Origin of the sequence: Pseudomonas alkylphenolica, from assembly GCF_016009175.1 — a bacterium.
In the GTDB taxonomy this organism is placed as follows: Bacteria; Pseudomonadota; Gammaproteobacteria; order Pseudomonadales; family Pseudomonadaceae; genus Aquipseudomonas; species Aquipseudomonas alkylphenolica_B.
Window position 1 is genome coordinate 1 of the sequence record NZ_JADUCM010000057.1, and the last position, 12,854, is coordinate 12,854.

The following is a 12,854-nucleotide window of genomic DNA, read 5'->3' on the forward strand; positions in this document are numbered from 1 at the left end:
CCCCGCACCGGACACCCCCCGGCCGCCACCGGCGCGGCGGAGGGCCCCAGCGCCGGCTGCGCCAGCCCCCCCCGGATCTGCATGCACTGACCTTTGTGGGAGCTGGCGAAGCCTGCGATGGGCTGCATGGCAGCCCCAGTAGTAGCAACCCCGATCTGTTCTTAAAACTACAACAAGACGGAGCAACCGATGAACAGCAATGCAAGCGTGTCCACAGGCGCCCTGGCGCCGCCTGTGAGTAGCAAGAAACTGGGCCTGAGCGCCTTGCTCGCCGTGGCCATCGGCCTGGTCGTATCGCAAGGCGTAATGGTGCTGATGTTGCAAGGCGTCGGTATCGCCGGGGCCGGTTTCATCGTGCCCCTGGCGCTGGCCTGGCTGTTGGCCCTGAGCTACGCCTGCTCGTTTTCCGAGCTGGCTTTGATGATCCCGCGCGCCGGGAGCCTGAGCAGCTACACGGAAGTTGCCATCGGCCAGTTCCCGGCCATCCTCGCGACCTTTTCCGGTTACGTGGTGGTGGCAATGTTCGCGTTGTCGGCAGAGTTGCTGTTGATGGAGTTCATTATCGACAAGGTCTACCCGCACTCGATGCCGCCGTTGACCGTGGCCCTGGGCGTACTGGCGCTGTTTACCGTGCTCAACCTGTTCAACATCGACATCTTCGCCCGGTTGCAGACGGTACTGGCTGTGGTCATGGTGGTGGTGCTGCTGGTGATGGGCCTGAGCGCGATGAACAGCGATATCGTCTCGCCCAACCCTGGTCTGTTTGAAAGCGCGGGCTGGAACCCCATGGGGCTGGGCGTGATCGCCCTGACGGCGATGGCGGTGTGGGGCTTTGTCGGTGCAGAGTTCGTGTGCCCGCTGGTGGAAGAAACCCGTCGTCCGGAGCGCAACATCCCCGGCTCGATGATGCTCGGCCTGACCATCATCTTCGTGATCATCGCCCTGTATGCACTCGGCGCATTGCTCACCGTGCCGCAGGCGGAACTGGCCAGCAATGGCCTGCCTCACTACCTGTTCGCCACCACGGTATTCGGGGAAGCGGGCAAGGTGTTTCTGGTCACCGCCGCCATCACCGCTACGTGCAGCACCCTTAACAGTTCGCTGGCGGCGATCCCGCGCATGCTCTTCGGCATGGCCTGCAACGGCCAGGCCTTTGGCATCCTCAAGCGCCAGGGCAAACGCACCGGTGCACCGTGGGTGGCCGTGCTGTTCGTCGCGGCGATCACCGGCCTGCCGTTGCTGCTGATGCACGACCATCCTGACGCGATCAACCAGCTGCTGCTGGCCGCCGCACTGGCCTGGCTGCTGGCCTACATCATTACCCACGTCAACGTGATTGCCCTGCGTCGACGCTACCCGCAAGTTCACCGGCCGTTCCGCACGCCGTTCTACCCGCTGCCACAGATTTTCGGCATCGCCGGCATGCTCTTTGCCATCTGGCACGTGTCGCCCAGCCCGGAAATGACCTTTTCGATTTTTGCTTACGCCGGTCTGGTACTGCTGATCGTTTCGGTCATTGCCGTGCTGTGGATCAAGTGCGTGATGCGCAAACCCCTGTTCAAGCCCGAGCCGCTGCAAACCGCGCGGGTGGCTGGCAACGATAAAAACCAATAAGGAGACTCGCAATGACCGCTCAAGTGAACACCGACCGCAGCACCGGCGATTACCAGGCCCTGGATGCGGCGCACCACATCCATGCGTTTCTCGACCAGAAAGCCCTGAACGAGGAAGGCCCACGCGTGATTGTCCGTGGTGAAGGCCTGGCACTGTGGGACAACGACGGCAAGCGCTACCTCGACGGCATGTCGGGCCTGTGGTGCACCAACCTCGGATACGGGCGCAAAGACCTGGCCGCCGCCGCCAGTCGGCAGCTGGAGCAGCTGCCGTACTACAACATGTTCTTCCACACCACCCACCCGGCAGTGGTGGAACTCTCGGAGCTGCTGTTCAGCCTGCTGCCGAGCCACTACAGCCACGCGATCTACACCAACTCAGGCTCCGAGGCCAACGAGGTGCTGATCCGTACCGTGCGCCGTTACTGGCAGATCCTCGGCAAACCGCAAAAGAAAATCATGATCGGCCGCTGGAACGGCTACCACGGCTCGACCCTGGGCGCCACCGCGCTGGGCGGGATGAAGTTCATGCACGACATGGGCGGGGTGATTCCCGATGTCGCGCACATCGACGAGCCGTACTGGTTCGCCCATGAAGGCGACCTGACACCGGCCGAGTTCGGTCTGCGCGCGGCGCGCCAGCTGGAAGAGAAAATTCTCGAACTGGGCGCCGAGAACGTTGCCGCCTTCGTTGCCGAACCGTTCCAGGGCGCAGGCGGCATGATCTTCCCGCCAGAAAGCTACTGGCCGGAAATTCAGCGCATCTGCCGCAAGTACGACGTACTGCTGTGCGCCGATGAAGTGATTGGCGGCTTTGGCCGTACCGGTGAGTGGTTTGCCCACCAGCACTTTGGTTTCGAGCCCGACACCCTGTCGATCGCCAAGGGCCTGACCAGCGGCTACATCCCCATGGGCGGGCTGATCCTGTCCAAGCGCATGGCGCAGGTGCTGGTGGAGCAGGGCGGGGTGTTCGCCCACGGCCTGACCTATTCCGGGCACCCGGTGGCAGCGGCGGTGGCAATTGCCAACCTCAAGGCCCTGCGCGACGAGGGCATTGTCACCCAGGTCAAACAGGACACCGGCCCGTACCTGCAGAACTGCCTGCGTGAGGTGTTCGGCAATCACCCGCTGATTGGCGAAATCCAGGGTACCGGCCTGGTGGCGGCGCTGCAGTTTGCCGCAGACAAGGCCAGCCGCAAACGCTTTGCCAACGAGAACGACATGGCCTGGCGTTGCCGCACCATCGGCTTCGAAGAAGGCCTGATCATCCGCTCGACCCTGGGCCGGATGATCATGGCGCCCGCCCTGGTGGCCGGCAAAGCCGATATCGATGAACTGGTCGACAAGACCCGTATCGCCGTAGACCGCACTGCGCGCGAATACGGTCTGCTGTAAGCCCCTGTACGCCGGCTCGTATGGGCGAGCCGGCTCTCTTGAGGAACAGATCCATGTCCAGATCCTTGCGTTGCAGTGTTCCCTTTGCCCTGGCGTTGCTGTGCGGTGCTGTTCAGGCCGCGCCACAGAACCTCACGGTGATCTCGTTTGGCGGTGCTACCAAACAGGCCCAGGACAAGGCCTATTTCCAGCCTTTCAACGCCAGCGGTGCAGGACGCGTCGTTGCCGGTGAATACAACGGTGAGTTGTCGAAGATCAAAGCCATGGTCGATGTTGGCCATACCAGTTGGGATGTGGTTGAAGTCGAAAGCCCGGAGTTGCTGCGCGGTTGTGACGAAGGCCTGTTCGAGCGCCTGGACCCGGCACGTTTTGGTGATGCGGCGCAGTTTGTGCCGGGTACCCTGAGCGAGTGCGGGGTCGCGACGTACGTCTGGTCGATGGTCATGGCCTACGACCATGACAAACTGGCCAAGGCGCCGACTTCCTGGGCGGACTTCTGGAATGTCAGCGAGTACCCCGGCAAACGTGGGTTGCGCAAGGGCGCCAAATACACCCTGGAGATCGCTTTGCTCGCCGATGGCGTCAAGCCCGAGCAACTCTATCAGGTGCTGGCGACACCTGAAGGCGTGAGCCGGGCGTTTGCCAAGCTCGACCAGATCAAGGGCAACATCCAGTGGTGGGAAGCGGGGGCGCAACCAGCGCAGTGGTTGATCGCCGGTGACGTGGTAATGAGCGCGGCCTATAACGGGCGCATTGCTTCGGCGCAGAAGGAAGGCATGAAACTGGGTATCGTCTGGCCGCAAAGCCTGTACGACCCGGAGTACTGGGCGGTGGTAAAGGGCACCCCGAACAAGGCCCTGGCCGAAGACTTCATTGCTTTTGCCAGCCAGCCGCAGGCGCAGAAGGTGTTCTCTGAAGAGATTCCCTATGGGCCGGTGCACCGTGATGCGCTGAAGTTGTTGCCTGATGCGGTTCAGCAGCAATTGCCTACAGCGCAGGCCAACCTTGCTCAAGCGCAGGCAGTGGATGCGGCATTCTGGGTGGATCACGGTGAGGAACTGGAGCAGCGGTTCACCCGCGAACAGTGTTCCCCAAAACTCAGGCCAGCCAGGCCGTGAACTGCTCTTTGCAATAATCGACAAACAACTGCGCAGGCTTGGTCAGCTGCGCACGTTTCAACCAGCCAGCCACCAGACCCGAACCGGTCACATCTTCGGCCAGCGCCACACACACCAGTTCCTGGCCATCATAGGTACTGGTGGTCTGCGGTCGGGTAACCAGCACGGCAAAACCGAAGCCCTGGCCGACCATGCCCCGCACCATCTCGATCGACGGCGAGCTGAAGACAATGTTCGGGCTCAAGCCCAGCTCTTCGAAAATACTCACGAAATAGGTCCGGCTGGGCTGCACATCCAGCAGGATCATCGGCTCCAGCGCCAGGTCGCGTAACGACACCTGCGCCTGCTCGGCAAAGCGATGCCCGGCCGGCAACAGCGCATAGGGCCGTTGCGGCGCCATCAGTGCTTCGGTCTCGATGGTGCTGTCCAGGTCATGGTCGTAGAAAATTGCCAGGTCGAAGCGCCCGCCGGTCAGGCCTTGCACCAGCTCTTGCTGTTCGCCGTCCTGCAGGCGGATCTCCACGCCGGGAAAGCGCTCGCGAAAGCCCTTGATCAGGCGCGGCAGGTAGAGCGGGGCGACGGTCTCGAAACAGCCGATGTCAATTTGCCCGCACACTACGTCATTATCAGCCAGGGCGTTCTGCTCGAACTCCCGGGCCATGCGCAACAGTTCTTGCGCCTTGCGATAGAAACGCGCACCACCGGGGGTGAGCGACACGCCCTGGGCGTGATGACGGATAAACAACTGCACGCCGAAGCTGTCTTCCAGGCCTTTGATTGCCGTTGAAATCGACGGTTGCGCGATGTACAGCTTGCGCGACGCTTCGGCGACGCTGCCGCACTCCACGGTGGTGACGAAATACTTCAACTGACGCAAGGTATAGGACGCCACAGTGCACCTCTGGCTGATTATTTCCCTACAGGGTACCCCGTCCCTGAACCGGCGCAGCAGCGGATTTTGCTGGCCAGTGAGCATATTTTCGCTGGTCAGCCGTTGATCGCCCCGGTAGCACTACAGATTGAAGGGAAGCTCGAAACTCTACAGCGTGGATTTTTCTGCCGCTGCTTATGCGAGGTACCAGTCATGAGCCTGCCCCATCCTGACGACAAACCCCTCTGGAAGGACCCGCTAAACGACCCGCAGCGTGAGCACGACCCGGTCACCGACCCGAATGTGCACGGCGAACCGCAACGACGCGAACATCCCCAGGACATCGAGCGCCTGCCCGATGCCCCGGATGAAGACACGCGCTTACCGGAGCCTGATCAACCCACGCCGCTATCGGACGAACGCCGTTAATCGGCTGTCAGCTCCTGCACCTGCCAGCGCACCGAGCTGACGCCTTTTTCCAGGCTGACCCGGCTGACCAGGCGCTCCAGTTGCGTCGGCGCCTCGGGGCTGCCGAGCAGTTCGGCGCGCACTTCCAGCTTGGCCGGATTGGCGAGGTCTTCACTGTGCAGCGACTGCAGGCGCAAGCCGCCACTGCCGAAGCTGTGCAGCATCAGGCTGCGCACCTGGATCTCGTCTTCGGCGCGGCAGGTGATGCGCACCTCAAAGCGCTGCTCGGCCTCTGTGGCGGGCAGTACGTCCTGATGATTAAGACATTGGGCGATGTCGCGCAGCAGAATGTTGGCGCACAGCACCACGCAGCTGCCCAGCGCTGCCTCGAGCAGCAGGCCCATGCTGCACAGCACGCCAATGGCGGCGGTGCACCAGAGGGTCGCAGCGGTGTTGAGACCACGCACGTTCAGGCCATCGCGCATGATCACCCCGCCGCCAAGAAAGCCGATGCCCGACACCACGTAAGCCGCGATACGCGAGGCATCGGTCGCGGCCATGCCGGGCACCGCCTGGGTCATCAACACAAACAGGCAGGCGCCGGTGCTTACCAGCGCATTGGTGCGCAGGCCGGTCAGGCGCTGGCGCAGTTGACGTTCAGCGCCGATCAGCGCACCGAGTACAAGCGCGACAGCAACGCGCAGGAGAAATACTTTCCAATCCATGACAAACCTCAAACTCGCGGCACACGCCGCCAGGGCACCGAACGGGTTCGATACCGGGGTGTATTAATGGATCGCGCAGCCCCACAGTCCAGGCACACGAACGCGTGTGACGGGCAGGCAGGAAAGGAGAATGAAGCGTCGTCATCCGCACGGATGCGAGGCGCCACTGTCCGCCATGTACGGCGTAGCAGTGGCAGAGGGGAAAGTCTGCTGAACTAGCGCGCCGTAGGGGTCTGTCGCAATCGACCAGAACTACTGTCCAATTCAGGATTCCTGTATAGGCATGCAAAAATGCGGGCGAAAAACTAACGTGCCGTGCCCGAAGCGTCAAGCCTAGATTGCATGACGAAATGCCTCCAGCATGCAGGATCAAAATGATAGGCTTGCGGCCGCGCGTATTCTTTTGCCGACAGATTTCCTCATGATGCTCAACCTTGCCGTATTTCTCTGCACCCTGACCGCCATGGAGGGTATCGGCTACCTGGCGCACCGCTACATCATGCATGGCTGGGGCTGGTTTCTGCACCGTTCGCACCACGAACCCCATCTGGGCGCGCTGGAGACCAACGATATCTACCTGGCTGCCCTGGCGTTGATTGCGTTTGCCCTGGTGGCGCTGGGCCGTGCCGGGCATGCGCCCCTGCAGTGGGTGGGCGCCGGTGTTGCGGCGTTTGGCGTGCTGTACGTGCTCATCCATGACGGCATCGTGCACCGGCACTGGCCCTTCAAACCGCGGCCGCGTAACCGATATCTCAAGCGCTTGTACAAAGCGCATCTGCTGCACCATGCGTCAAAGGGGCGGGATAACAGTGTGTCTTTCGGTTTTCTGTATGCGCCGCCGATGCGCACACTGAAGCGTCAACTGCGCGAACGGCGCAGGAGCCAGTAGCGCAATTTCGTACAAGATCGCTGAACGCATTAGGCGTAGGCTGGAGCAGTTCTCTACATGGAGTTAGCGCATGAGCCTGCATATCGAAACCCCGTTGCTGGCATCCCGCCCGCTGAGCCTGGCCAGTGGCCTGGACATCTGGCTGAAACTCGACGCCCTGCAGCCTTCCGGCTCGTTCAAGTTGCGCGGTATTGGTGCTGCCTGTGAAGCCTATGCCAAACAGGGCAAACGCCGCTTCGTGTCGTCGTCGGGCGGCAACGCCGGAATCGCCGTGGCCTACGCCGGTCGCTGCCTGGGTCTGGCAGTCACAGTTGTCGTGCCGGAAACCACCACTGAACGCGCCAAGCAGCTGATCCGCCAGGAACAGGCCGAGGTCATTGTCCACGGCAAGGCCTGGCACGAAGCCAACGCTCTGGCGCTGTCGCTACTGGGTGACGACGATGCCTATATCCATCCCTTTGATGACCCGCTGCTCTGGCAGGGCCACGCGAGCATGATCGATGAAGTCGCCGCCAGCGGCCTCAAACCAGATGCCGTGGTGGTCGCAGTAGGCGGTGGCGGTCTGCTTTCCGGCGTTTGCGAGGGCCTGGCCCGCAATGGTTGGGGACAGGTACCGGTATTCGCGGTTGAAACCGCAGGTGCCGCCTCGCTGGCTGCCGCCATGGCACAGAAGCAACTGGTCGCGCTGGACAGCGTCAACACCGTAGCCACCTCACTGGCGGCCAAGCAGGTGTGTCAGCGTGCGTTCGAATGGACCCAGCAACGCCCCGTGTACAGCCACGTCGTCAGCGATCAGGCGGCACTGGCGGCGTGCGAACAGTTTCTTTCGGACCAGCGCATTCTCGTCGAGCCGGCCTGTGGTGCGGCATTGGCGCTGGCTTACGCGCCAACCGATGAGCTCAAGCATTATCAAAAGGTGTTGGTGATCGTCTGTGGAGGCGTTACAGCGACCATCGACCAGATCCGCCAATGGCGGGCGGCCTGCTAGTTGGACAGCGTTATCCATCAGGCTCCCGGGCATCCAGGCGTACGCCTGATCGATGCCCGCTACCAGAAGTTTTCCTTTCCCCGGCATTTTCATCTGGAATACCACATCGGCCTGATCGTTGCCGGTCAGCAACGCTATGCCGCGGGCGGGCAGCACCAGTTGGCCGGGGCAGGAGACATCCTGCTGATGGCGCCCGAGCACGTTCACGACGGTGCCAGTGCTAGCGAGCAGGGCTATGGCATTCGAATTCTGACCCTCGACCCGGCTTGGCTGGCTGAAGTCAGTCGTGACTTGAGCGACGGTCGACAAGGCTTGCCAACCCTCAACGCTGCGCAACTGCGCCATCCAGAGCTGCAACAGCTGCTCAATGGTTTGCACCAGCAGCACGACCCTTTGGCGTTTGAAAGTCACCTGTGGGAAACCATGGCGCTGCTGCTCGGGCTGGGTTCCACCCTCAGCGTCAACGAGCACAGTAACGGCTTCGATCCCCAGCGTTGGCGGCAGTTGCGTGACTGGCTCGAATCACGGCTGGATCAGCCGCCTAGCCTGGAAGAAATGGCTGCGTTTGTTGACTTGAGCCCGTGGCAGATACTGCGACGCTTTCGTAATCACTGCGGCTTGCCACCGCAGCAATGGCTGACTCAATTACGTTTGGAGCGTGCCTTGCCCCGCGTATTGGCAGGGCAGCCGTTGAGTGCGATTGCCCTGGATCTGGGGTTCTATGATCAGGCGCATTTCAGTCGGTTGTTTCGCCGGACTTATGGTGCGCCGCCGCGTGGTTTGCAGAGTAAAAAGCCGCCTCCAGAGCGGTAGGCGGCGTGTCGGCGATCGACATTACTCCTGACGCGCCACCTCAGCCGCCGTAGCAGGCTCACGACTCACCCACCAGCCAAACCCTGCCGCAGTGAAGAACATGATCAAACTGTAAATCGCCGCCGGTATGGCCATGGTCGAGTTGTTCAGCAGCGTCGGGGCCAAGGCCAGGGCGATGGCCAGTGTGCCGTTGTGGATGCCGATCTCCATGCCGATGGCAATCGCCTGGCGCTTGGGGATCTTCAGCAAACGCGGCAGCCAGTAGCCGATGCCCAGGCTCAGCAGGTTGAACAGCAAGGCCGCGCCGCCCACCACCGGGGCATAGTCAACGACGGTCTGCCAGTCTTTGACCATGGCCAGGACAATGGTAAACACCAGAAACAGCGCGGCAATGATCTTCATCGGCCGTTCCATGCGTGCGGCAAACCCCGGTGCCAGGCGGCGGATCAGCATGCCGATGGCCACCGGCACCAGAACAATGGCAAACACCTGCAGGACTTTGGTGAACTGCAACGGGATGGCCTGATCAGCCGTCATGAAGTGCGCCAGTGACAGGTTCACCAGCAGCGGCATGGTCAGAATCGCGATCAGCGAGTTGACCGCGGTGAGGGTCACATTCAACGCCACATCACCATGGGCCAGGTGGCTGAACAGGTTGGCCGTAGTGCCGCCCGGCGATGCGGCGAGCAGCATCAACCCCACTGCCAACGCTGGCGCCAGACCAAAGCCCTTGGCGATCAGAAAGCAGATAAAGGGCAGCAGCAGGATCTGGCAGGCGAGGCCGATGAGCACAGGCTTGGGGAATTTCACCACCCGGGCAAAGTCGGCCAGGGTCAGGGTCAACCCCAGCCCGAGCATGATGAACCCGAGGGCAATGGGCAAAAAAGCACTGAGCAGAGGCGATGCAGTCATGTCATAGGCTCGCTGAAAAGGGATGTGCGCCAGTGTAGGCGAGGATCTCAGGCCGCGTAGCCGGGCATGTGCTCATCAAGTTTGCGAAGTAATGCAGGCCAGGGCAGTGCGCCGCCAATGCCGGTGCTGCTGCGCATTACCCCGGCCAGCATGGCCTGGGCGCCGGATAGGATGCTCGGCGGGATCGCGGTCAGTGCCGCGCCGCTGCTTTGCGCCATCAACTGGATTTCGCAGGTGCGTTGAAAGATGAACATCATCAGGAAGGCATCGGCAATGCTCGACGCACAGGTCATCAGACCGTGGTTGCGCAGCACCATGTAATGGCTGTCGCCCAGGTCCGCCTGCAGCCGCGCCTTTTCTTCAGCGTGCAGAGCCACACCTTCATAGTCGTGGTAGCTGAGGCTGGCCAGCACAAACATCGATTGTTGCGACAACGGCAACACGCCGGCTTGCTGCGTCGACAGGGCAACGCCGGCGGCTGTGTGGGTATGCAACACGCAATTGACGTCGTGACGCACCTCATGCACTGCGCTGTGGATGGTGTAGCCCGCCGGGTTGATCTCGAAGGGGCTGTCCATCTGCTTGGTACCGGCCAGGTCGACTTTCACCAGGCTGGAGGCGGTGATTTCGTGAAACATCAGCCCATAAGGGTTGATGAGGAAGTCCTCGGTGCCCGGTACCTTGGCCGAAATATGGGTAAACACCAGGTCATCCCAGCCGTGCAGGGCAATCAGGCGGTAGCAGGCGGCGAGGTCGACGCGGGTCTGCCATTCGAGGTCAGACACCTGCTGCTGCACGCCACGGGGGGAATTCAGGCTGTTCATGCGCGCTTCCTTGTTGTTATGAGAATGGCCCGAGTCTAGCCAGTCCGGCACGGTGGTGAACTTGCCTTGGCAGCCAGACTGCTAGCCTTGCGGGTCACCTGCACGTTACACGCTGGCGCGTACGGTTGTCTGTGCTCAGGTGCTGGTGTAGAACTGCAGCGCACTTGCCGAACAAGAGTCCCTCGATGACCGAACGCACCACCTCGTCCCATTGGGCCAGCACCATCGTCCAGTCCCTGGAACAGCAGGGAGTGGATTGCCGTCAGTTGTTCAAGCAACTGGGCATGAACTACCAGGCCCTGAGCGACGCCGAAGCACGCTTCCCCCAGGACGGTATGACGCGCCTGTGGCAAGCCGCCGCCCGGGTTACCGGCAATTCCGGGCTTGGGCTTGGCTTGGCGCGGGTTGTTCGGCCTTCGGCGTTTCATGTGGTGGGTTATGCGCTGATGTCCAGCCGCACGCTGATCGAAGGCATCGAGCAACTGGTGCGTTATCAGCGCATCATCGGTGAAGCGGCAGACCTGGCGCTGAACGCCAGTGCCGACGAATAGGAACTGACCCTGAAGATTCATGGTGACCGCCTGCCTTCCAGCCGGGAAAGCGCCGAGGGCTCACTGGCGTATTTCCTGGCATTCTGCCGCTGGCTGGGCAATCGCCCGCTGACGCCGCGTCGGGTGCGCCTGCGCGGCACACCACCGCAGGACTGTCGACCGTACCAGGAGCTGTTCCAGGCCCCCCTGGAGTTTGGCGCCGACCGCTACGCCATGTGTTTCGAACGTGCGGACCTTGACGCCGAACTGCCGACCGCCAACGCGGCGCTGGCGGCCGTGCACCAGCGTTTTGCCGATGACTACCTGGAACGTTTTAACGAGGGGCAGCTCAGCCATCAGGTCCGCCAGTTGCTCAGCCGCTTGTTGCCCCAGGGCGAACCCCGTCGCGAATCCCTGGCCCAGGCCTTGCTGATGTCCGAACGTACCTTGCAGCGCCGGCTGCAGGAGGAGGGCAGTACCTTCCATGCGTTGCTCGACGACACTCGCCGCACCCTGGCCGAACAATACCTGGCCCAATCCGGCCTGAGCCTTCAAGAGATATCTTATTTACTGGGCTTTTCTACACCGAGTACCTTCTTCCGTGCGTTTCGTCGCTGGTTCGGTAGCACACCGAACGAGCACCGTGCTTCACTCGGTGTAGCGGGAAGCGCTGCGTAATAGTGATTATTATTCAATGATTTGCGATGCCGCCCAGCGCCTGCTGCGTCAAGCTGCCGCCCTTGTGGCACCTGGCTGCAGGCAGTAGGATTCGGTGTTTACTCAAGGACATGACATTCGATGCAGTTCCAGCCTGGCATTCTCGCCGCCCCCGTACCCGCTCAAGGCCGTCACCTGTTTTTTACCCTGCAATCGCCAGGCGCATTGCCGGACGTACTGTCTGCGCTGCAACAGCAGGTCGACGGCAAACGGGTGGTTGCCGGTTTCGGGGCGCCCCTGGTAGCCGCGCTGGATCGCAGCATCGAAGGTTTGCGTGCGTTCCCGCAACTGGACGCCGAAGTCGCCAACCCGTGCACGCAACACGACCTGTGGTTGTGGCTGCGCGGTGAAGACCGTGGCGACCTGTGGCTGCTCAGCCAGGACCTTGAAAAGCTGCTGGCACCGGCCTTCAACCTGGCCGAAGCCACCGACGCCTTTCGCCATAAAACCGGCTTTGACCTGACCGGCTATGAAGACGGCACGGAAAACCCGGTTGAAGACGCGGCCGTCGAAGCGGCTATCGTTGCAGGTGATGCCCCCGGTATCAGCGGCTCGAGCTTTGCCGCGTTCCAGCTGTGGCGCCATGACCTGGACTGCTTCAAGGCCCTGCCACAGGCCGAACAGGACAACATCATCGGTCGGCGCAAGGCGGACAACGAAGAGCTTGACGACGCGCCGGAGTCGGCACACGTCAAGCGCACGGCGCAGGAAAGCTTTGAGCCCGAGGCCTTTATCGTTCGCCGTTCCATGCCCTGGGCCGATACACGTGGCGCGGGCCTGGCGTTCCTGGCCTTTGGTCATTCCTTCGACGCCTTCGAAGCACAGCTGCGGCGCATGAGCGGGCTGGAAGACGGCGTGGTCGATGCCTTGTACCGCTTCAGTACGCCGCTGACTGGCGGTTACTACTGGTGCCCGCCGCTCAGCGGCGAAGTGCTCGATCTGAGCGCTTTGCTCGGTTGAAAGTTCGCGCCTGATCGCCAGCAAGCCGGCTCCTACAGGAGGCGGTTGTAGGAGCCGGCTTCTGTCTCGTATTCAAATCTGACGCTGCCGA

12 protein-coding genes and 1 pseudogene are annotated in these 12,854 nt (G+C 61.9%); 9 read left to right on the plus strand and 4 right to left on the minus strand.

The window, feature by feature from the left end; genetic code table 11:
• The first annotated feature begins 189 nt into the window (after window positions 1-189).
• From I5S59_RS25870 to I5S59_RS25880, 3 genes are read left to right on the plus strand one after another with little or no spacing between them, the layout of a single operon-like run.
• The gene (locus I5S59_RS25870; RefSeq protein WP_197879106.1) at window positions 190-1,614 is read left to right on the plus strand and encodes an APC family permease; all 1,425 of its coding nucleotides are present in this window, start codon (window positions 190-192) and stop codon (window positions 1,612-1,614) included.
• An 11-nt stretch (window positions 1,615-1,625) separates the two neighbouring features.
• The gene (locus I5S59_RS25875) at window positions 1,626-3,008 is read left to right on the plus strand and encodes an aspartate aminotransferase family protein (protein WP_197879107.1); all 1,383 of its coding nucleotides are present in this window, start codon (window positions 1,626-1,628) and stop codon (window positions 3,006-3,008) included.
• A 53-nt stretch (window positions 3,009-3,061) separates the two neighbouring features.
• On the plus strand, window positions 3,062-4,126 hold the full coding sequence (locus tag I5S59_RS25880; RefSeq protein ID WP_197879108.1) for an ABC transporter substrate-binding protein: 1,065 nt from the start codon (window positions 3,062-3,064) through the stop codon (window positions 4,124-4,126).
• On the opposite strand, the gene I5S59_RS25885 is transcribed toward I5S59_RS25880, so the two are convergent.
• Window positions 4,107-5,018 (minus strand): LysR family transcriptional regulator, encoded by a 912-nt coding sequence (locus tag I5S59_RS25885; protein WP_197879109.1) that lies wholly within the window; start codon window positions 5,016-5,018, stop codon window positions 4,107-4,109. The two genes, I5S59_RS25880 and I5S59_RS25885, sit on opposite strands and share 20 nt — an antisense overlap.
• Window positions 5,019-5,210: 192 nt before the next feature.
• Here I5S59_RS25885 and I5S59_RS25890 point away from each other — a divergent pair, with 192 nt between their 5' ends.
• Window positions 5,211-5,426, plus strand: coding sequence for a hypothetical protein (locus I5S59_RS25890; RefSeq protein ID WP_197879110.1), 216 nt, complete (start codon window positions 5,211-5,213; stop codon window positions 5,424-5,426).
• Here the strand turns inward: I5S59_RS25890 and I5S59_RS25895 are convergent.
• Window positions 5,423-6,130 (minus strand): MgtC/SapB family protein, encoded by a 708-nt coding sequence (locus tag I5S59_RS25895; RefSeq protein WP_197879111.1) that lies wholly within the window; start codon window positions 6,128-6,130, stop codon window positions 5,423-5,425. The genes I5S59_RS25890 and I5S59_RS25895 overlap by 4 nt on opposite strands.
• Window positions 6,131-6,551: 421 nt before the next feature.
• On the opposite strand from I5S59_RS25895, the gene I5S59_RS25900 reads away from it, so the two are divergent.
• The 3 genes from I5S59_RS25900 (at window position 6,552) to I5S59_RS25910 (ending at window position 8,820) form a co-directional block, all read left to right on the plus strand.
• Window positions 6,552-7,019, plus strand: a complete 468-nt coding sequence (locus I5S59_RS25900; RefSeq protein WP_197879112.1) for a sterol desaturase family protein — start codon at window positions 6,552-6,554, stop codon at window positions 7,017-7,019.
• Between the two features lie 70 nt (window positions 7,020-7,089).
• A complete protein-coding gene (locus tag I5S59_RS25905) occupies window positions 7,090-8,007 on the plus strand; it encodes a pyridoxal-phosphate dependent enzyme (RefSeq protein WP_197879113.1) in 918 nt (305 codons plus the stop codon).
• Window positions 8,008-8,820 (plus strand): AraC family transcriptional regulator, encoded by an 813-nt coding sequence (locus tag I5S59_RS25910; RefSeq protein WP_197879114.1) that lies wholly within the window; start codon window positions 8,008-8,010, stop codon window positions 8,818-8,820.
• A gap of 21 nt (window positions 8,821-8,841) precedes the next feature.
• Here I5S59_RS25910 and I5S59_RS25915 read toward each other — a convergent pair whose 3' ends face one another.
• Together I5S59_RS25915 and I5S59_RS25920 are read right to left on the minus strand one after the other, a co-directional pair.
• Complete coding sequence (locus I5S59_RS25915; RefSeq protein WP_197879115.1) at window positions 8,842-9,732, minus strand: bile acid:sodium symporter family protein; 891 nt, start codon at window positions 9,730-9,732, stop codon at window positions 8,842-8,844.
• 47 nt (window positions 9,733-9,779) lie between these two features.
• A complete protein-coding gene (locus tag I5S59_RS25920; RefSeq protein ID WP_197879116.1) occupies window positions 9,780-10,556 on the minus strand; it encodes a class II aldolase/adducin family protein in 777 nt (258 codons plus the stop codon).
• Window positions 10,557-10,741: 185 nt separating this feature from the next.
• On the opposite strand from I5S59_RS25920, the pseudogene I5S59_RS25925 reads away from it, so the two are divergent.
• Together I5S59_RS25925 and I5S59_RS25930 are read left to right on the plus strand one after the other, a co-directional pair.
• Window positions 10,742-11,764, plus strand: a pseudogene (locus I5S59_RS25925) (AraC family transcriptional regulator).
• Window positions 11,765-11,884: 120 nt separating this feature from the next.
• Window positions 11,885-12,763, plus strand: coding sequence for a Dyp-type peroxidase (locus I5S59_RS25930; RefSeq protein WP_197879117.1), 879 nt, complete (start codon window positions 11,885-11,887; stop codon window positions 12,761-12,763).
• Window positions 12,764-12,854: the final 91 nt, after the last annotated feature.